The 20179-nt window shown below is 31.3% G+C and carries 19 protein-coding genes; 12 read left to right on the forward strand and 7 right to left on the reverse strand.

The window, feature by feature from the left end; translation table 11 throughout:
- The first annotated feature begins 78 nt into the window (after positions 1-78).
- Complete coding sequence (locus ACX6U0_RS16660; protein WP_464961001.1) at positions 79-735, forward strand: FMN-dependent NADH-azoreductase; 657 nt, start codon at positions 79-81, stop codon at positions 733-735.
- Between the two features lie 147 nt (positions 736-882).
- A complete protein-coding gene (locus tag ACX6U0_RS16665) occupies positions 883-1590 on the forward strand; it encodes a lysophospholipid acyltransferase family protein (protein WP_464961002.1) in 708 nt (235 codons plus the stop codon).
- Between the two features lie 211 nt (positions 1591-1801).
- On the opposite strand, the gene ppsA is transcribed toward ACX6U0_RS16665, so the two are convergent.
- Complete coding sequence (gene ppsA / locus ACX6U0_RS16670) at positions 1802-4408, reverse strand: phosphoenolpyruvate synthase (RefSeq protein ID WP_464961003.1); 2607 nt, start codon at positions 4406-4408, stop codon at positions 1802-1804.
- Positions 4409-4875: 467 nt separating this feature from the next.
- Complete coding sequence (gene trhA / locus ACX6U0_RS16675; protein ID WP_464961004.1) at positions 4876-5502, reverse strand: PAQR family membrane homeostasis protein TrhA; 627 nt, start codon at positions 5500-5502, stop codon at positions 4876-4878.
- 146 nt (positions 5503-5648) lie between these two features.
- Here trhA and iadA point away from each other — a divergent pair, with 146 nt between their 5' ends.
- The 4 genes from iadA to ACX6U0_RS16695 all read left to right on the forward strand — a co-directional run bounded on the left by iadA (position 5649) and on the right by ACX6U0_RS16695 (position 9589).
- Positions 5649-6818, forward strand: coding sequence for a beta-aspartyl-peptidase (iadA, locus tag ACX6U0_RS16680; RefSeq protein ID WP_464961005.1), 1170 nt, complete (start codon positions 5649-5651; stop codon positions 6816-6818).
- Positions 6819-6940: 122 nt separating this feature from the next.
- Positions 6941-7987: a BMP family lipoprotein gene (locus ACX6U0_RS16685; protein ID WP_464961006.1), complete on the forward strand. Its 1047-nt coding sequence runs from the start codon at positions 6941-6943 to the stop codon at positions 7985-7987.
- A gap of 191 nt (positions 7988-8178) precedes the next feature.
- Positions 8179-8367, forward strand: coding sequence for a twin-arginine translocase TatA/TatE family subunit (tatA, locus tag ACX6U0_RS16690; protein WP_087999578.1), 189 nt, complete (start codon positions 8179-8181; stop codon positions 8365-8367).
- 379 nt (positions 8368-8746) lie between these two features.
- Positions 8747-9589, forward strand: coding sequence for a DegV family protein (locus tag ACX6U0_RS16695; protein ID WP_464961007.1), 843 nt, complete (start codon positions 8747-8749; stop codon positions 9587-9589).
- 22 nt (positions 9590-9611) lie between these two features.
- Here ACX6U0_RS16695 and ACX6U0_RS16700 read toward each other — a convergent pair whose 3' ends face one another.
- The gene (locus ACX6U0_RS16700) at positions 9612-10565 is read right to left on the reverse strand and encodes an MBL fold metallo-hydrolase (RefSeq protein ID WP_464961008.1); all 954 of its coding nucleotides are present in this window, start codon (positions 10563-10565) and stop codon (positions 9612-9614) included.
- A gap of 173 nt (positions 10566-10738) precedes the next feature.
- On the opposite strand from ACX6U0_RS16700, the gene ACX6U0_RS16705 reads away from it, so the two are divergent.
- Positions 10739-11320, forward strand: a complete 582-nt coding sequence (locus tag ACX6U0_RS16705) for an SCO family protein (RefSeq protein ID WP_464961009.1) — start codon at positions 10739-10741, stop codon at positions 11318-11320.
- A gap of 92 nt (positions 11321-11412) precedes the next feature.
- Here the strand turns inward: ACX6U0_RS16705 and ACX6U0_RS16710 are convergent, their stop codons facing one another.
- Complete coding sequence (locus ACX6U0_RS16710) at positions 11413-11892, reverse strand: Hsp20/alpha crystallin family protein (RefSeq protein WP_464961010.1); 480 nt, start codon at positions 11890-11892, stop codon at positions 11413-11415.
- Positions 11893-12040: 148 nt separating this feature from the next.
- Here ACX6U0_RS16710 and ACX6U0_RS16715 point away from each other — a divergent pair, with 148 nt between their 5' ends.
- From ACX6U0_RS16715 to ACX6U0_RS16730, 4 genes are all read left to right on the forward strand, one after another.
- The gene (locus tag ACX6U0_RS16715; RefSeq protein WP_464961011.1) at positions 12041-12532 is read left to right on the forward strand and encodes an N-acetyltransferase family protein; all 492 of its coding nucleotides are present in this window, start codon (positions 12041-12043) and stop codon (positions 12530-12532) included.
- Positions 12533-12777: 245 nt separating this feature from the next.
- Entirely contained in the window at positions 12778-14694 is a 1917-nt protein-coding gene (locus tag ACX6U0_RS16720; protein WP_464961012.1) for a hypothetical protein, read from the forward strand.
- On the forward strand, positions 14684-16561 hold the full coding sequence (locus ACX6U0_RS16725) for a hypothetical protein (protein ID WP_464961013.1): 1878 nt from the start codon (positions 14684-14686) through the stop codon (positions 16559-16561). Before ACX6U0_RS16720 ends, ACX6U0_RS16725 begins: the two co-directional genes overlap by 11 nt.
- 120 nt (positions 16562-16681) lie before the next feature.
- Entirely contained in the window at positions 16682-17239 is a 558-nt protein-coding gene (locus ACX6U0_RS16730; RefSeq protein ID WP_464961014.1) for a hypothetical protein, read from the forward strand.
- A gap of 45 nt (positions 17240-17284) precedes the next feature.
- Here the strand turns inward: ACX6U0_RS16730 and ACX6U0_RS16735 are convergent, their stop codons facing one another.
- Both ACX6U0_RS16735 and ACX6U0_RS16740 read right to left on the reverse strand, forming a co-directional pair.
- Positions 17285-17494: a hypothetical protein gene (locus ACX6U0_RS16735; protein WP_464961015.1), complete on the reverse strand. Its 210-nt coding sequence runs from the start codon at positions 17492-17494 to the stop codon at positions 17285-17287.
- A gap of 134 nt (positions 17495-17628) precedes the next feature.
- Complete coding sequence (locus tag ACX6U0_RS16740) at positions 17629-18096, reverse strand: MerR family transcriptional regulator (protein WP_464961016.1); 468 nt, start codon at positions 18094-18096, stop codon at positions 17629-17631.
- Between the two features lie 255 nt (positions 18097-18351).
- Between ACX6U0_RS16740 and ACX6U0_RS16745 the strand changes: the two genes are divergently transcribed.
- On the forward strand, positions 18352-19692 hold the full coding sequence (locus ACX6U0_RS16745) for a hemolysin family protein (RefSeq protein ID WP_464961017.1): 1341 nt from the start codon (positions 18352-18354) through the stop codon (positions 19690-19692).
- A gap of 56 nt (positions 19693-19748) precedes the next feature.
- Here ACX6U0_RS16745 and ACX6U0_RS16750 read toward each other — a convergent pair whose 3' ends face one another.
- Positions 19749-20138 carry a DUF1694 domain-containing protein gene (locus ACX6U0_RS16750; protein ID WP_464961018.1) on the reverse strand — a complete coding sequence of 130 codons (390 nt, stop codon included), beginning with the start codon at positions 20136-20138 and terminating at the stop codon, positions 19749-19751.
- Positions 20139-20179 lie beyond the last annotated feature (41 nt).

The raw sequence follows: 20179 nt of genomic DNA on the forward strand, positions 1-20179 counted from the left end.
GATAAGGGATATGAAATCCCTTTATTTTCTGTAATATATCTCGAATTAAAGATAAACGAAACTGAGAGGAAGAATAATATGACAAAATTACTTTACATTACTGCAAATCCAAATGCGATTGAAAATTCATTTGGTCTTTCTGTAGGGGAAGCATTTATTAACGAATACAAACAAGTGAATCCTACACATGAGGTTGTTCACTTTGACTTATTCAAAGAAAATGTACCAATGATTGATGGATCTGTATTAGATGCATGGGGTAAATTAGGAAGCGGTACTTCTTTTGAAGATTTAAGTGCTGAACAACAAGAAAAGATTGCGGCAATGGGAAAAAATCTTGAGTTATTCTCACAAGCTGACGAATATGTATTCGTAACACCATTATGGAACTTCAGTTTCCCAGCTGTTGTGAAAAACTTTATCGACAACTTTACTGTTGCTGGCCAAACTTTTAAATATACTGAAAATGGTCCAATCGGATTATTAGAAAACAAAAAAGCATTACACATCCAAGCTAGTGGCGGTGTATACTCAGAAGGACCTGGAGCAGCAATCGACTTCAGTAGCTCATTCTTAAGAAATGCTTTAAACTTCGTTGGTGTATCTGATGTAACTACATTATTCGTTGAAGGTATGGCAGCAATGCCAGACAAAGCAGCTGATATTAAAGCTGACGCAATCGAAAAAGCAAAAGTAGTAGCAAGAGATTTTAGTGCAATTAAAGTTTCAAACTAAAGATAATTGATTTGAAGAGAATCGGCTATATTAGCCGATTTTTTTTTATATTTTTAGATCGTAAATTCAGGATAAAATGGTAAATACTTTTCAAGTCATGGTGCATTTTGTATAATAATTAACATATTCAATTTACGGAGGAATAATATGTTTCGCACAATATATGCTGCAACGCGTATCGTCGCTGGTGTAATAGAAGCTAAGCTTAAATTACCAGCAGTTAAAAAATTACCAAATGATATACCTGTACATGAAAGAGATCGAAAAATGCACGAATTCCCTGATTATTTTGGAAAAATGATGATCGGTTGCACAGGTAGTAAAGTGACGGTAGAAGGGTTAGAAAATATCCCAAAGGACCAGTCTGTTTTATTTGTAAGTAATCATCAGAGTAATTTTGATATTCCTTTACTATTAGGGTACTTAAATAAACCGATTGGCTTTATTGCAAAAATGGAAATAACTAAATTACCAATCGTTCCAGGTTGGATGGAACAAATGCATTGCGTTTTTATGGACCGAAGTGATCGAAGACAATCGCTAAAAGCGATAAAAGATGGTGTAGAAAAACTCAAAAATGGCCATTCATTAGTCATTTTTCCTGAAGGAACAAGAAGTAAAGGTAGCCAAATGGGTGAATTTAAATCAGGTAGCCTTCATCTAGCTACAAAATCAGGAGTTCCTGTTATCCCTGTGAGAATTGAAGGGACATACAATATTTTAGAAGCAAATGGCAATAGAATTAAACCTGCTAATGTTACTTTAAAAGTGTTTCCACCTGTTTATCCTGAACAAATTGGTATAACAGATGCAAAGGAACTAACAAACTATATTAAAGATATAATTGAACAATAATTAAGATTCCTCATATTGCTAGTGGATAGATTGAGTGAATAACTTAAATAATATTCATTTTTCAATAACTTTAACAAAATAGTTAAAATGTTGTTTTCATGAAATTAAGGCATTGCCATTAGGCAATGCCTTTTATTATTATACTTAGTTCTTTTGAAATGAATAATACATGTTAGCGGTGCTACAAATTAATTATCGATTTTATTATCATTTACAATATTTCGATATACCCATCTGTACCATGAACCCGAATTCGTTGACCGTCTTTTATCAGATTAGTTGCATTTTCAACTCCAACAACAGCAGGTAATCCATATTCGCGTGCGATAACTGCTCCATGGGTCATTAGTCCACCAACCTCTGTGATGAGGCCTTTTATTGACACAAACAATGGCGTCCAGCTTGGGTCAGTAAATTTGGTGACTAAAATATCACCATCTTTCAAATCAGCATCTTGCATGTTTAAGATAACACGTGCACGTCCTTCGATTGTTCCAGATGAAACAGGTAGACCGACAATCGCTTCGTCTGGGAGATTTCCTCTTTTGTAAGTACCAGTAATAATTTCTCCATCTGAAGTGATCACACGAGGAGGAGATAGTTTCTCAAATAATTTATACTCATCTTTTCGTTTGTTAATGATTTGGTAATCCAGTTTATTTGAGCGTACGACTTCTTGAAGTTCTTCAAGAGTGAGATAGAATATATCTTCTATTTCATGAATCAAATTGGAGTGTAAAAGTTGTCTGGCTTCCTTCAGTAAAGATTGTTTATAAACGAAGTAGCGATTAATCATACCGTATTTTGGATATTCCCGATAACCGATGAAATTCCGGATAAGGCTGATTTTTTCTTTTGTCTCTTTGGCTTTTAGATCACCATCTGGTAATTGCTTCAATCGTTGTATTAACTCCTGTTCTTTTTCAAAAGCTTCCTGTCGTCCTTGCTCAAATATCCGTTTACTAGTATTAGGCTCAAAGTTTTTGATGTTATTGAGAATCAGTGGAACAAGTGTTATTGGTTTTTCACTCCAACGTGTTTTAGAAATATCGATTTCTCCACTACAGCGCATACCGTATTTACCTAGATAAGCAAAGATTGCTTCTTGGATTTTTTGTCCACCTTCAAACTTAACCAAATCATCCAAGAAAGTATCATCTTTCACATCCTGTAAATAATCAATTACCTTTGGATAAGGACGAATCACATCTGCAACATCCAATAATGCTAAACCCATTTCCGAAGTAATATTATTTGGTACAGATTGAGATAGTGTATCTGAAGCGTTTTTTTCACCTAACCACTCGTTCATTTTTTCGTTAATCCATGCTGAAGCATGGATAGCAGCCATAAATACTGCTGTACTCTGTGGATCAAATAAAATCTTCTTTAATTCCTGAATATCCTCTTTTATAAATTCTATTAAATCTGTACCAGATTTCGTTTGGATAATTTGCTTTAACTCTTTAATCGATTCTTGATTCTTTTGAATCAATTTAGAAACAATGGTCGGATTATTTGCGAATGGTACTTCTGAAGTAGAAGAAGGAACATTTTTATTGGAACTCTGTTCTTGCTTATTACTTGGTATTGATTTTATGAAATCTTTTCGATCTACTATGGTCATTAGTGCGTCTTTCATGAGCGGATCATGTTGCCCCATCGTATCTAAAAACTTTTCTCTGTTGTCAGGTGAAGCTAGCATATGTGTGACATCAACAAACATCCTTCCACCAGCTTTAAACCTTGGTCCAAAAGATGTTAACTCGTAAATAGACATTCCTAACGGTTTCAAAGGATCTGTCATCATTTGTTGGTGGCCAACAGATACATAAACATGATTTTCTTGATCACTTGGTTCAGGGATAGGGTATAAAGTAGTGATTGGGCGACTTTGTACGATATAAAATGCATCATCAACTAAACACCATTCAATATCTTGTGGGGAACCAAAATAAGCTTCGATCTGTCTTCCAATGCGTGCAAGTTGTAATATTTGCTGTTCGGTCAGTGTTTGAGCATTTTGTTGTTTATTATCTATCTGTTTTGTTTCTGTTCCACCTTCTTTTCGAGCATAAATAGACAATTTTTTTGTTGCGAATATCTTACTAACAATTTCATCTTTTTGTACTTTATAACAATCCGCAGATACCAAGCCAGAGACCAGTGCTTCTCCAAGTCCAAAACTGGCATCGATAGTTATGAGCTTTCGGTTAGACGTAATCGGATCAGCAGTAAACATAATCCCTGAAGCCTCTGGGAAAATCATTCTTTGGACGATAACGGATATATATACTTCCCTGTGGTCAATTCCGTTCTGAATTCTATAGATTACCGCGCGATCAGTAAATAGAGAAGACCAACATTTTTTGATATGGTGTAAAATTTCTTCTTTACCAATAATGTTTAAATAGGTATCCTGTTGACCAGCAAAAGAGGCATGTGGTAAATCTTCTGCTGTAGCACTAGAACGAACAGCATAAGCATTTTTTTCACCAAACTTGGAGAGATAATGAAAAACTTCATTCACTACATTTGAGGGGATTTCTACTTCCATTATGACTTGTCGAATCTGCTTACAGATTTCACCAATTTGGTCTCGACCCGTTATGTTTAACTGTGAAAGTTGATTCAACAAAGCACGATACATTTCATTTTGTTTTATGGCATTTTGATATACTTCTGTTGTAATACAAAATCCTTCTGGTACTTGAATTCCTGGGATTTTTGATAATTCCCTTAAATTTAACCCTTTCCCGCCAACGAGTAAAAGCTGTGCTTTTTCAATCTCCTGAAAACTAAGAACCAAAGAACTCATTCAACATCACTCCTAACCATTAATGTTCTATTGATTTTAGCAGTAGTAAATGAGAATAAACAGTCTATTTTAACTTTTATTTACATGGTATAATTAACTTAGGAAGAGAAATAAACACATAGATAGACCTACCCAAATTAATTAGATACCCCATATTATTCAACCGAAAAAAGCTTCTATACTTTTTAACCCACCAACAGTAAAAAAACATCAATATCACATAAGAAAAAGTCGGAAGAATTGAATTTGTTTCCTACTGAATAGCATTATCGTGGAATTTTCTAAAGCAATAAAAAAGAGATGCTAATTCATTTGTGAATTGCACCACTTAAATAAATACACTTGATGTTTTTCAACGAATTAAATTACCATTGGCTCAAGCTTAGCTAAAACGGAAAGGGAGCATTCTGGAGCTGTTATCAACTTACGCACTTTTAATTAGCAACAAAATACGAAAACTGCTTCTTTTAAACAACAAACTTAAACACACATACATACATCGATGCACTTCCAAATAGAACAAAAAGATGCCATATAGCATGACTATAAGGTATTTTTTTTGCGAGAAAAAAGATTGATCCGACAGAATATAATAATCCACCTAATAATAAATAGAAAAATCCATCACCTGTTATCCCATAATAAATTGGTTTAATTGCAAAAATGATGAGCCAACCCATTATTAAGTAGACGATTGTAGACATTAATTCAAACCGATCAACAAATATAAACTTAAAAAAGACACCTGAAACAGCCAATGTCCAAATGATAGTAAATAATGTCCAACCAATTGTGCCTCTTAAAGTTACAAGTAAAAAAGGAGTATATGTCCCAGCAATTAATAAATAGATAGCTGAGTGGTCTAATATTGTAAAAATCCGAATCATATTAGGATGACGAATGCTATGAAGAAGTGTAGAGCAAATGTAGAGTAAAAGCATAGTTGCTCCAAATATCGTAAAAGAAATAATATGCCAAGCACTTCCATAGTTAATTGCTTTTATGATTAATAATATCAAAGCTGGAATACTTAAAATTGCTCCAATACCATGTGTGATTGCATTTGCTATTTCTTCTTTAAGTTCTCTTTTCATAAAATAGCCTCCTAGAACAATTGTGTTAATAAGTTTTTCTTCAGTTAAGCCTTGGTTCCTAGTAGTTGTCCGATAGAATATATAACATATTAACATTTAAATATGATAACCTAAAATCAAACGATTATAACAATTTGGAGGATGCTATGATTCTAATAAAAAATGGTGAAGTATACTCACCGACAGCTAACGGCGAGCAAGATATTTTAGTTTCCAATGATAAAATTGCATTTATACAAAAAGGAATGGCCCTTGAAAATACAGCATTGCCTATACAAATATTGGATGCATCAAATTGTTTTATTGTGCCTGGCTTTATCGATTCACATGTTCATTTAATAGGTGGAGGAGGAGAGGGCGGATTTAAAACCAGAACGCCAGAGTTATTACTGTCAGATTGTATTAATAGTGGTATTACGACCGTAATTGGCGTACTTGGAACTGATGGGACAACTCGTACTATGCCCAGCCTTTTAGCTAAATGTCGAGCATTGGAAGAGGAAGGTATTACCTCTTATGTTTATACTGGATCTTACCAAACACCTGTGAAAACATTATTCTCTAAAATTGAAGAAGATATTATATTAATTGACAAGATAATAGGGGTAGGAGAAATTGCGATTTCTGATCATCGATCTTCACAGCCCACGAAACAAGAATTGGCTAGAATAGCAGCTGAGGCAAGAAATGGTGGATTATTATCTGGTAAATCTGGGGTTGTAAATTTACATATTGGAGATAGTAAATCAATGCTTTCTATGATTGAGGAGATCATTGATGAAACTGAACTACCAATTACTCAGTTTTATCCAACACATATTAATCGAAATAGCTATTTATTTGAAGCAGGTATTCATTACGCAAAAAAAGGTGGATTCGTTGATTTTACAACGAGTACAATTCCACATTTCATTGAAAATGGGGAAGTAAAATGTAGTGTTGGATTAAAACGCATGTTAAATAGTGGTGTGAAAATCGAACAAATCACATTTACTTCAGATGGTCAAGCAAGCCTACCTGATTTTGATGAAACGGGAGTATTACGCGGCATGAAGATTGGTAGAGTAAATAGTTTATATAAAGAAGTAAAAGACGCTATTATAAACGAAGGAGTACCACTAGAGGAAGCGATTAAAGTCATCACGAGTAATCCAGCTAGCATATTAAAGTTACAGAATAAAGGGCAAATTAAGGAAGGATATGATGCTGACCTTGTTTTCCTTAATAAAAATACATTAGAAATAGAAACGGTTATTTCTAAAGGAAGAATCATGTTACAAAATGGGGAATTATTAGTAAAAGGTACATTTGAATAAAGAACTGATAGTAGGAAACTGAGACTTCGATTGACAAGTCACTGTTGCCTACTATTTTTTTACATAAAACATGATTTTCAAAATCATACTACAAATAATACGAAAAAATGAGGTGAAAGGTAATGAATAGATGGAGGACTGCATGCATTGTCATAATATTATTTGCAGTCGCTATCTCTGCATGTAATGACAAAGATGCATCAAAAGAAAAATATAAGATAGGATTTGTTTCAAACACTTATGGAATAGATGATCAATATTTTAACCAAGCATTTATGGAAGAAGGAATTACCAAATTTGCAAAAGAAGAAAATATTATTGTAAATAAAGAATTAAAAAAAATTGATTCTACTAGTGAATATAAACTTGAAAAAAACGTAAGAAAATTAGCAAAAAACGATTACAAACTAATTTTTGGAACTGGCTATAATATTGACTATGCTGTAAACAATGTCTCAAAAAATTATAAAAATACCAATTTTGCAATCATTGATTCAAAAGTCTATCAACCAAATACGGTAAGTATTGTATTTAAAGAAAATGAAGGTAGTTTTTTAGCGGGAATGATTGCAGCATTGAAAACGAAAACGAAAAAAGTAGGTTTTATCGGTGGGAGTAATAACGATGCGATTAATCGATTTAAATATGGTTTTCTCGCTGGTGTGAAAATGACTGATAAGCATATTGAAGTATTAACAAAGTATGCGAATACATATGAACAACCTAAGATTGGAACAAAAATAGCTGCTAATTTTTTTAATCAAGGTGTTGATATTATTTTTCAAGCTGCTGGTTCAACGGGAATTGGTGTATTTAAAGAAGCTAAAAAACAGAAAAAAGAGCAAAAGAAGGAAGTATGGGTTATTGGTGTAGACCAAGACCAATATCAACAAGGGTTACCAGAAAATGTTACACTCATTTCTGTCGTGAAGCGGTTTGATAAAGTTGTGTATGATGTTGCAAAGCAATCAAAAGAACATCAATTCCAAGGTGGTAAAACATTACTTTATGGACTTAATGAGGATGGTATTAGACTGATAAAAGCAAAAGAAAATGTTGATGATAGCATTCTAAAAAAAGTGACTTTGTATAAAGACCAAATTCAAACGGGTAAACTATCAGTACCAGGTACTGAAGAAGAGTATAGACAATTCGAAAAAAGTCTATAAAGGAACTCTTTTGAAAAACTAAATACAAGTAAATAATATTATTATGTAAACTAAAGTGCGTTAAATTATTAATAATGTCTAATTTTATTTAAAATGATTTGACGTACGAGCATATTTTTGACAAAATTACTATATAAGGAAAGTAAGGCAAAAGTACTTACTTTTTATTCGTGGATGGAAGTTGGGGGAAAATAATGGCTAACATAGGTGTTCCAGGTTTAATATTAATTTTAGTATTAGCTTTAATAATATTTGGTCCGAAAAAACTGCCTGAGATTGGTAAAGCATTTGGGGAAACTCTTAAAGAATTTAAGCGTTCAACTCAAGGACTTACAAATGATCTTTTAGAAGACAAAGATGACAAAAAATCTAGCAAATAAATAATTGAAACTCGGTATATTACCGAGTTTTTTTATTTTTAGGCTCTTTTCATAAAGATTGTAACTTTTGAATTTATATTTGACATAAATTGATTTCAATGATTGAGACCGGATGGTAGCATACTGGAGTAGTAAATCAACTAACGAAATTTAAACAATCTAATTAACATTTCTAATCATTAGATCAAAAGAACTAGATATTTTTCGTACTACATAATTTATTTTAGACAAAAATTTGTAACAACTGAACACTATATACTCTACTAGTCCTTAATATATAATGTTTTGTTAAATTAATAATGTTATAATGAATTTACTTTGTAAAATTGATAATTGCTTATTTAGGATTATGAGAATGATGGAAAAGAGAGATGTATAAATGTCAAAAATTAAAATTGTTACTGATTCAACGGCAGATTTATTAAAAGAAGATATTGAAAATTTAAATATAAATGTTATTCCTCTATCTATTCAAATAAATGGTGAAACTTATTTGGATGGGATTGACATATCTCCAAAGCAATTTATTCAAGAAATGAAACAATCAAATGAGTTGCCAAAAACTTCACAACCAGCAGTAGGTACATTCGTGGAAACATATGAGAAATTAACTGCAGATGGTAGTAAAGTCATATCAATCCATTTAACAAGTGGAATGAGTGGAACTTATTCAACTGCTTGTGCAGCAGCTAGCATGGTTGATGGGGACATAACGGTTGTTGATTCAGCTTTTATTACGCAAGCAATGGCTTTTCAAGTTATCGAAGCGGCGAAAATGGCAAATCAAAATGCAAGTGTTGAAGAAATCGTATCAAAAATAACAAAAATAAAAGAAAACACGTATTTATATATTATGGTAGATACCCTAGATAATTTAGTTAAAGGCGGAAGAATTGGAAAAGGGAAAGCATTTATTGGTTCTTTATTAAGTATTAAACCAATTGCTTCTTTAGAGGGTGGTGTCTATTCACCAGTTGGAAAAGTTCGTAATCATTCGCAAGTAGTAAAAACCTTAACGAAATACTTCGAGCAGGATACGAATGGCAAAACAGTAAGCGGTATAGCAATCGCACACGCCGAAGCGCCACTGTTAGCAAATTCATTAAAAGAATCTGTTCAAAAACTTACAAGTTTTAACATTCCTGAACCTTGCTACACGACACCGGTTATTAGTACGCATACTGGTGAAGGAGCAATTGGATTCGTCTATTATACAGAATAATTTTGTAAACGTTTAAAGAAGCCTAAAATAAGGCTTCTTCTTTTTTATTTGATTGAATCGAAGGAAGAATGGTTTCACCAAGTAATGCAATCTTTAATTGTTCCAAAGGAATTTTATTTTCTCTCCAGGCATTTTGTAATCGATCAATCGCTTCTTGTGGGGTATCATCTGCTAATTTAAAAGTCCCATAGTGCATTGGAATAAATTGACTAGCATGTAGATCTAGAAAAGCATTCACAGCTTCCTCAGGTGACATATGGTCGTGCTTCATAAACCATTCTGGTTCGTATGCACCGATTGGAAGTAATGCAGTATCAATTGAAAATCTTTTACCTATTTCTTTAAAACCTGAAAAATATCCACTATCCCCGGCATAATAAATGCATTCATCCTTCGTTTCGAAGACAAATCCTCCCCAATGAGAGCGGTTTGTATCGAATAAAGTTCTTTTTGTCCAATGTTGAGCTGGAACAAATGTAATATTCAATTCAGTTAGCTTCTTTGTATCCCACCAACTCATTTCAAAGACATTTCGATATCCACGATTTGTAAATTTATGTTTTAAGCCGATTGGTACAAGCAACATAATATCTTTGGAAAAGTGACGTAATGTATGAAAATCCAAATGGTCATAATGCCCATGAGAAATACAGATCATATCAATTTTAGGTAATTCTGATAGCTCAATACCAGGTTTTGATAATCTTTTTGTAAAAGCCATTTGATTTGCGTATACTGGGTCTGTCATGATATTTAAGCCATTAATTTGAATTAAAAATGTAGAATGTCCGATCCAGGTAATTGATGTATCACTTTTATTTTCACACAAATAAGAAACTAACTTATTATCAGCTTGAGGAATGGATTGACTAAAGTCTTTTTGTTTTTTACTTCTTTCAATTCGCCAACTTATAAAGTCTTTAAAGCTATTTCGATAAGCTGGTTTATCATAATTCTCATATAGTTTTTTTGACATAAACAATCATCCCTTCAAAAAGATTATTTGTTAATATGTACCATTTTACATTTCGTTTGTAAAATTTCTTGCGCTAATTCTTAAAAAATTATGTAAATACGTCCAAATTGTTAGAAAGGTGGATAAGCATTTGTTACAATAAACAAGTACAATGCGACCTAGGGGGATATTAGATGAAAAAGTATTTTGTAGCGTTACCACTCATCTTAGTGCTTTGCTTAGCATTTTTAAGTGGATGTGGAAATAAAATAGAGAATCCATTAAATTGGGATTTAGAAAAATTTACATACACAAATCAAGAAGGTAAATCTTTTGGTACTGCGGATTTAAAAGGAAAAGTATGGGTTAGTAATATGATCTTCACTAGCTGTGAAACAGTTTGTCCACCAATGACAGCAAACATGGCTAAATTACAAACAAAAGCTGCTGAAAAAAAATTAGATGTTGATTTTGTATCATTCAGTATTGACCCTGAAGTGGATTCGCCAGAAGCGTTAAAAACTTATTCAGAAAAATTTAATGCAGATTTATCAAGCTGGCATTTTTTAACTGGTTATTCTCAATCTGATATTGAATCTTTTGCTTCTGAAAACTTTAAAACAATTGTAAAAAAACCAGAAAATAACTCTCAAGTAATACATGGTACAAAATTTTATTTGATTGATCAAGAAGGCAAAATTGTCAAAGAATATAGTGGTGTAAGCAATGTTCCGTTTGATGATATTTTGACAGATATCGAAAAATTAACAAAATAATGCACGTTATGTCTTCTCAGCTGACTTAAAATGACTACATAAAAAGAACACCAAATTAATAGCTGGTGTTCTTTTTTTATTTACATATTTAATTAATCTAAAAAGATTTGTTTTTGGTATTCAGGAAGCTTTTGACCTTTAATGACTAACATACCATTTTCATAGCTCGCAGTAGCAGTTGTAGCATTTATAGGGAACGGTAACTTTACAATACGTTGAGACTGACTATATGAATATTTTTTAAATGAATAATTTAATTGATCATCTTTTACTTCTTGAGTTGTATCATTTTTCAAACCAATCGTTAAGATTGTACCTTCAATATCCATATATATCTGTTCTTTGCTAACGCCAGGTAAACTAGCTTGAATGACTAATTCGTCACCGTTTTCGATAATATCAACACCTATTGAGGAAAATACACCATGCTTATGGAAGAATTTATCAATCTCATCAAATAAACCACGAATTGGTGAATGATCAATTAATTCGTCCACCTTTTTTAAATAATGTTGAAAGTCTACTGACTGACTTTGCTTTTCTTCTGGAGTGTTTTTATCTTTTTCACTCATATCCATACCTCCTTACGGTTGAACTATCGCAGTATATGAAATTTATTCAAACACTGTGCATGTATATGGTGATGAAACAGAAATAACTGATTTTATTTTTGTTTCAAGGTAAAATAGTTTTAAGATCTAATTGAAATGAGGTATATATATGGGTACTACTTTCGAATTCGCAACAGCTGAGGATGTAAAAGAAATTTTAACAATATATAATGATGCAATTCTCCATACAACTGCAACATTTGATACAAAGATTAAAACAGTTGAGGAAATGTTAGAATGGTTTAGTCATCATCCTAAACTATACCCTGTCATTGTTTCAAAAGAGAACAATGTAGTTACTGGATATTGTTCATTGACTCAATTTAAAGAAAAGGATGCTTATAAACATACAGTTGAATTATCTGTTTATATTCACCCAGAGCATAGGCGTAAAGGGCTAGCAAGACAATTAATGGAAGAAATCATAAAAATTGCGAAAAATTTAGGTCATCACACAATCATCTCATGTATTACGAGTGGAAATGAAGTAAGCGAAAAATTACATGAAAAGTTAGATTTTCAAAAGGTAGGACACATCAAAAAAGCTGGTCAAAAATTTGATGAGTGGTTAGATATTGTTTATTATCAAAAAATGATATAAAGAATTGCCAGTATTTGAACTGCACTTCAACTGTTAGATTTAATAACTGTTGGGGTGCAGTATTTTTTATGTTAATTTAGTTCAACACTTTTTAGTGGATGGGTAGATCTGTATTAAACTTCGAATAAAATTTATGTTCAATTTTTATACAAGCCAATCAATATAGAAAAATAACCGAATATTCATAAATTATGAGAAAGCAACGTAAAATGAATGAGGAATGTCGGAAAGTGGGGGAAATGACCTTGAAATTAAAACGCGCATTGACCCAAAAATTGGCTAAAAAAATGCATAACTTTTTATTTTTGGGAAAAATCGTCACTGAAAGAATTGTGGATAATGAGAAACAAACTTTATTGTACTATGAAGACGAGGATTACATCCGTTTTTATGTTGAATGTTTATCACCAATACCTCAAAAATTGAAAATAAGTTTTTCAACACAAGAGGTTCTTTTTGTAGGAACAACAGCAAATAAAAATAATGAAAGTAAAATAAAGCCTTTCATTAAACATAAGAAAAAAGATGAAATCATTGCAGGCTTAAAAAAGATTTTTGACACAAAGCTAGTTATGTTTCGCCTTGAATACGCAAATGAAGTCATTACGGTTGATATTGTGGACTTTTATGATGGAAAGAGAGACACGATATATTCATTATTACCAGTCATTGAATTACGGGGTGAAGGAAAACGAGAAGAAGTTGAAAATCGTCTGATTAAAGGCTCTTTACCGATTCATTTACCTAAATATTATAATGATTTCGATCAACCAGAATTTGTATATTATGATAATAGACTATATGGAAATCTATTTTTGAAGTCGATGATGAATGATATTAGTTATTTAGAAAAACAAAATCAAGTTACTTATCAAGAATATGAGGTAGAAGAACTAAATAATTCGTTTATTCACTCAAATCATTTACTCTATTTTATCCCGGAAAAACAGTGGGAAGAATTGAAAAAGAATTATAAAAAAGAATGTAAAGAATTAATCTATACGCAAGATTATAAAGAGAAACAGACATTTCCAATTGAATGGACAATTGATCAAAGTGAAAATGCATTTATTGAACGGTTTTATCAAAATTGTTTACAACAGGGATTGTTATATGAAAAGAAAGATATTATTAATTTTCATATTTGCTGTAAATTCCAAGCATTAACAATATTAGGTGGCGTAAGTGGAACCGGTAAGTCACAATTAGCAAGAATTTATGGGGAAACACTTGGACTGGAATTTAGTAAAGAATTACTTTTTGTACCAATCACTCCCTCATATAGAGAACATTATGATCTATTAGGCTATTTGAATCCATCAACTGGAATTTATATAGATTCAGAGACTGGATTAACGAAATTACTAATTGAAGCCGAGCAATTTCCACATCGAATGTATATGGTCATATTTGATGAAATGAATTTATCCCAAATTGAGCATTGGTTTAGTAAATTTCTTTCGATTCTTGAAATGCCGCTAGAAAAGAGAAGCATCACTTTATTTCATGATCATAATGTCGTAATTAATCAATACTATAAGCCTAAAGTAAAAGTAGGAAACAATATTATATTTGTCGGAACAGTAAATTTTGATGAGACTTCAAGTGAATTTTCATTAAGATTACTAGACCGCGTCAATATTATTTCACTTCGTTCAACTTCATTCGTTAATTATTATGAAAGAATGAATCAAGAAAATATATATGAGACCGTACCACAAATCTATATTAATGCAGAACTGTATAATGACTGGACAAAATATACGTCTAGTTCTTTGGAGCTAACAAAAGATGAACTTAGCTTCTTTGATGAGTTTAATAATGTCATAGAACAGTCTCTTAGTGAAAGAATTATTTCACCACGTATGATTAAAGATTTATCTAATTACCTATTAAATATCCCAAATCTTCCTTCTCATAATCAATTTGAAAGAAAAGAAGCGATAGATCTGTTTGTAAAACAGCGGGTGTTAACGAAGGTACGTGGATTACTAGCAAACTTAGAGGAGTTAATAGGAACAGGTGAAAATAATGAACAAGAAGGTATTCTAATTTCATTAATGTTATCAAATCTTGGCCGAAAAGTTTCAGATTTTGAACATTCCATTCATGAGCTGAAAAAGAAGAGGAAACAATTGGAGATTGATGGATATGTCAACTAATTTTGCGATTACAGAAATTAGTAATGAAGCCATACATCTACCATTTTTATTGTCTATCCGTATAGGGACTAGAGGGAAAGAAGATAAAATACAATTAAATACATTAACTACGAAATCTAAGGATGCCTATTTATTTACGTATGAGATACAAGAATTAAAGCGATTTTTTTTCCAAATAGAAGGAGATTTCGACGGAAAAGTAACATTTATTTGGAACAATCTATATCATTTTCAACAGGAAAATTTAGATGACCAGCAATATATTTTTACAAATGAAACTAGAAAAATACTAATTTACGAACATGGGAAAACGGAAAATGCATATCCATGGAGATGCGGTTATTATGAGTTTTGTATCATTTATCAGGACCAGCGATACTTTGGAATGGTCAAAATCATCCCAAAAAATCTAGAATATGATCAGCTAGAGTGGATGCATGAAAATTTGAATCAACAAATTAATGGAATTATGAATGATTCACAGTATTTTAAAAAATCGTCAGCAACTTTAACACAAAATGGCACAATGTATTTTTGGCCAATCATTCGGTTTATTGAAGCAAATGAAGAAAGATTATTAGTTGCAATACAGCAGTTTATAAGCAAGCTGAAGCGGAAACAGAAAAAAGAATATGAATTACAAAGAAAAGTGAGAAAGCTTGATTTTACGACGTTAAGATGGAATTTAATGCATCCTGCGATATCGAACGCTACGAATTTAACAATGCAGCCTGTTTTAATAGAGGAAAACTATATTGATGAAATAAAATATGCCAAAAATAAAGTTAGGAAATTCATTTTAACGATTGAAACATTATTAACATTTGTAAAATATGAATTAGTAAAAGATACAAAGAAAATGGAACAAATAGATTTTCAAGTACAAGATATTGAAAAAATGATGCAAAATGTAGTAGGAAATGGCTCAATCACTGAAAGAGAAAAAGCAAAATATCGACAATCAAAGTCATTAAAAGAAATGGAATTAGAAAAATTAAAAACAAGTGTCACTGAAAAAAATAGAATTACATCATCACTTGAAAGTTTATACGAAGTGTATTTTAGAGAGTATACGCTAGGTATTTTTCGAATTACATCCGACACTCACACTTCGAAATATCCGGCGAGTCCTTCAAAAGTATTTTTAAACTTTATCCATTCTTTGAGCTTATTTGATAAAAAAGTAAAAGAATATGGCAAAAAACAAATGTTATTACCAGTATATAAACCAACATTTTTATTATATGAGTATTTTGTCTATTTTTCGATTTGTTCTATCTTTTTAAAAAAGGGATTTAATAATCCAAATGACCCATTAGATGAACAAATATTAATGCATATAAAAGATGATGAATTAATGGATGGAGCCAATGTAAAGCTAGAGAATAAAGATTGGGTAATAGATCTTGTTTATAATGAGATTATTGAAGGTAGTCCACAAGTCTCATTATTAAAAGGAACTAATTTTTTTAGCGGAGAAGAGTCAAAAAAGCCGGATATCCGACTTGATTTTTATAAAAAAAAGACCGGTGCATTTGCCGGTTCAATTATTTTTGAAATTAAATATAGTCCTATGTTTAATATATTTCAACCAGTTGGAAATACAAAAGCGATGGAGCAAATGTATAAATATTGGGGATTAAAATATGTAGAACGTGTAAATGGAAAGCTTTCATATGTCAGAAAACCGATTCAAGAAGTAATTTGTTTATATCCTGGTAGTAATGTTCATCGAAAGGTTCTAGAAGCTGGATGTGGAACATATATTCAGTTTTATCCAAAGAAAAAAGGTGAGGATCATTATGAGCTAATTGGAGAAAAAGAATTACTAGATATTATTAATCGGACAATCGTAAATTTAATGTAAAATTTATACAAAAATATAAATGTATGCGTTTACAAAGATTAGAATATTTTGTTAAGATATTAAAAATGGGAATTTTAATAAATTGTTAATCTAACAATTATATACAAGGATGGGGTTATTGTGTTTCGTATTATTCATACAAAAGAAGAGAACTTATTATTTGATGAGCTTTGGGGAGATTTTTGTGAAGAAAACGAAATACCTTTCTTAAAAAGAACAAATGATGTCATGCGATATGGAATTTGTGATACAGAGAAGAAACTCATTGGAACAATCGAATTTGATAAATATGATGTAAATAACCAAAATAATAATGAGTATTATTATAATTTTACAGAAAATAAGTATATTAAATACATTCAAAACGAAGAAATCTATGAAATTAGTAAATTATTAATTAATCGTGAAAATAGAGGTAAAGGTTTTTTTAAGCAAATACTATTAGCTTGTTATGACCATGCAAACCAAACAAATGCTGATTGGTATATTGGTACAATCAACAAAAGATTATATATGTTTGCAAGAAGTGTAGGATTTAAAATCTTGCCGATTGATGAATACTTTGATATTAACGAAAATATTATTGCTGTTCCTTTTTTACTCGATATTAAACATGCAATAAAATTATTAAAATACTCAAATGAGTTTAAAGAAATATTAATGTATTATGATAAATAAACAAAAACTCAGGTTCATTAACCTGAGTTTTTTGTACATTACCCATTATTCTTGTGAAAGCACTGAAGCCGTATTGTTAGTATGATTGTAGGCATTTTGGCAGGCTTGTAGTGCCTGCTCGATTAATTCATGATTATCTGGCTTTTCAACAGTTTCAAGTGCTGACTGTAGATTTTCTACAGCGTGCTTAATAGCAGTAGTTGCGTCTTGCGTATATTGACGAGCATTTTTGTTCATTGTAATTCCTCCTTTCATTCTAAAAATTATTTTCACCAATCAATCCAGAAGTATGTAAAAAAACGCAGAAGATGATCTTCTACGTTTTATCAACATTTATTAGAATCCACTACAAATATAAAGCTGCCTTTGTATAAATTTTATAGCAATATTTACACACCAAAAATTGATAAAATTGCAAATCTTTTCTTTGGTTTAAATGCAACGATTTTCTTTTGATCTTCCAATTCATTTTTTAACGAAGTATTGCTTTCTTTTAATTGAAGTACTTCGTCTCCAAGCTTACTGACTAATTTCTTTAAATCTTCAATTTCTCTGCGGTGTTCTAAAATTTGAACCGAAACTACTTCATTTGCTTTTGTTTCAAGTTTTTCTTCGATTTTTTCTAGTTTTTGATTTAATTCAATGATGTGTGTAGAGTTGGATTGGTCATTTTGTTTTGTTTCTACAGGCTGGATTGACGCTTCGTAAATTTCTTTTATTTTCTTCATTTGTTCATCCGTGAATAAATACGTACCATTAGACGATTTCTCTACATTAAGCTTCCCTTTTTTTGAAAATAATAAAACTTTTTTATTTGTTAATTGAAGCTGCTCAGCTACTTGAGAGGTTGTATACATTTTCGTTCCTCCTCTAAATGGTTTATAAACTTAACATTCTTTTTGTGCTTTAAATGTCCTTCACGAATGACAAAACTAGTGTCTGCTCGTCAAAAGTTCTTATTTTACGTACATTATGAAATGAATGGTCGAAATTTGATGACTTAAATATTTTTGATAACAAGTCCCATAACTGAATATACTAAGGTAAGCCTGTAATAAAATATTATGTAATTAGAAGAGTGCTTTCTACTTCCAATTGGAGGGATGAAATAGTTGTCTATAGGTACTAAATTATTATTAGTTGTTGTATTAATTGCCTTTACTGCATTTTTTGTAGCATCGGAATTTGCAATTGTAAGAATTCGTAGCTCACGAATTGATCAATTAATAGGTGAAGGAAATAAAAAAGCGCAAGCAGTTAAAAGAGTAATCTCACATCTTGATGAATATTTATCAGCTTGTCAATTAGGGATTACAGTTACTAGCTTAGGTTTAGGTTGGCTAGGTGAACCTACTATTGATAAATTATTACACCCGGTCATTGATAAATTAAATTTTCCAGCTGCTGTAAGTCAAACCATTACTTTTTTAATTGCGTTTGGTTTCATTACATTTATTCATGTTGTGGTGGGAGAATTGGCACCAAAAACTGTTGCGATTCAAAAAGCAGAAGCTGTTATATTACTCTTTGCACCACCATTAATTTTATTTTATAAAATTACGTATCCATTCATTTGGTTATTCAATAATTCAGCAAGGCTTGTCTTGAAATTATTTGGTATACCGCCTGCAAGTGAGCATGAAGTAGCTCATTCAGAAGAAGAACTTAGAATTTTGCTGTCTGAAAGCTATGAGAGCGGTGAAATTAATTCATCGGAATATAAATATGTAAATAATATTTTTGATTTTAATATGCGTGTAGCCAAGGAAATAATGGTTCCTAGAACAGAGATGGTTGCAATTGATATGAAAGTTCCTTTTCATGAAAACATTCAATTCATGAGTTTAGAAAAGTACACACGCTTTCCAGTTGTTGATGGCGATAAAGACCATGTAATAGGACTCATTAATTTTAAAGACGTTTTTACTGATTTCGTATTACACAATGGTGAACCAGAGGTCAAAGAACTCGAACAATATATTCGACCCATTATTCAAGTTATTGAATCAATTTCAGTTCATGATCTACTTGTTAAAATGCAAAGAGAGCATATTCATATGTCTATTCTGGTTGATGAATACGGTGGAACATCAGGATTGGTAACAGTAGAGGACATATTAGAAGAAATTGTTGGTGAAATTCGAGATGAATTTGACGTAGATGAAAAAGAAGAGATATTTAAAGTGAATGAAAATAAATATACCATAGCAGGTAAAGTACTGATCAGTGAAGTAAACGATGTTTTTAATTTAGATATAGATGATACAGACGTTGATACGATTGGTGGCTGGATCTTAACTGAGAATTTCGAAGTGCAAGAAGGCGATACAATCAAAGTCCATCCATATACATTTAAAATACTTAAAATCGACGGTCATTATATTAAATTAATTGAACTAACAAAAGATACAGTTAAAAATCAACAATTAGATCAAGAAAGCGCAACAGATTAAAGTAAATCTTTTGCGCTTTTTGTATATCCAATTTTTAAATTTCACGTACCGTAATATTAAAACTTCGTTGAATGATACAATTCGTCTTTAATGAAAATTTCATTCTGATCAACAGCATTTTTATGTGTAAGAACTAAACCAATCGGTGTTGGTGTTGGCAAATTATTTACAAGGGAGAAGGGGAGGTTCGTTTTATTAGCTAATTTTATATATTTAGAAATAGCTGAATACGGAAGAGTGCCATTTAATAGTAAAGTTAAATTTTTATTTGAAAATTTTGCTTCAATTTGAGAATAGATTGAATTTGCCATAACTTGACTAGTTGTAAGTGCAATCTCTACTCTTTCTCGAATTGTACCTAAAAAAACATTTCGTTCTTCTATTTTTATTTGCTTTTCACCATAGATTCCTTTTATCAAGTAATCTTCAACGTTATTTCCAGCCATTTTTATACCTTCCTTCATACTTTTCTATATTGTAACTAATT

The organism is Gottfriedia sp. ABJ_BB2_2, assembly GCF_055484705.1.

Coding starts and splice junctions, on each gene's coding strand:
- ACX6U0_RS16660 (WP_464961001.1), top strand. CDS start 79: ATGACAAAATTACTTTACATTACTGCAAATCCAAATGCGATTGAAAAT.
- trhA (WP_464961004.1), bottom strand. CDS start 5,502: ATGAAAAGAGAACTTAAAGAAGAAATAGCAAATGCAATCACACATGGT.
- ACX6U0_RS16705 (WP_464961009.1), top strand. CDS start 10,739: ATGAAAAAGTATTTTGTAGCGTTACCACTCATCTTAGTGCTTTGCTTA.
- ACX6U0_RS16715 (WP_464961011.1), top strand. CDS start 12,041: ATGGGTACTACTTTCGAATTCGCAACAGCTGAGGATGTAAAAGAAATT.
- ACX6U0_RS16735 (WP_464961015.1), bottom strand. CDS start 17,494: ATGAAAGGAGGAATTACAATGAACAAAAATGCTCGTCAATATACGCAA.
- ACX6U0_RS16740 (WP_464961016.1), bottom strand. CDS start 18,096: ATGTATACAACCTCTCAAGTAGCTGAGCAGCTTCAATTAACAAATAAA.
- ACX6U0_RS16725 (WP_464961013.1), top strand. CDS start 14,684: ATGTCAACTAATTTTGCGATTACAGAAATTAGTAATGAAGCCATACAT.
- ACX6U0_RS16700 (WP_464961008.1), bottom strand. CDS start 10,565: ATGTCAAAAAAACTATATGAGAATTATGATAAACCAGCTTATCGAAAT.
- ACX6U0_RS16695 (WP_464961007.1), top strand. CDS start 8,747: ATGTCAAAAATTAAAATTGTTACTGATTCAACGGCAGATTTATTAAAA.
- iadA (WP_464961005.1), top strand. CDS start 5,649: ATGATTCTAATAAAAAATGGTGAAGTATACTCACCGACAGCTAACGGC.
- ppsA (WP_464961003.1), bottom strand. CDS start 4,408: ATGAGTTCTTTGGTTCTTAGTTTTCAGGAGATTGAAAAAGCACAGCTT.
- ACX6U0_RS16685 (WP_464961006.1), top strand. CDS start 6,941: ATGAATAGATGGAGGACTGCATGCATTGTCATAATATTATTTGCAGTC.
- ACX6U0_RS16665 (WP_464961002.1), top strand. CDS start 883: ATGTTTCGCACAATATATGCTGCAACGCGTATCGTCGCTGGTGTAATA.
- ACX6U0_RS16710 (WP_464961010.1), bottom strand. CDS start 11,892: ATGAGTGAAAAAGATAAAAACACTCCAGAAGAAAAGCAAAGTCAGTCA.
- ACX6U0_RS16750 (WP_464961018.1), bottom strand. CDS start 20,138: ATGGCTGGAAATAACGTTGAAGATTACTTGATAAAAGGAATCTATGGT.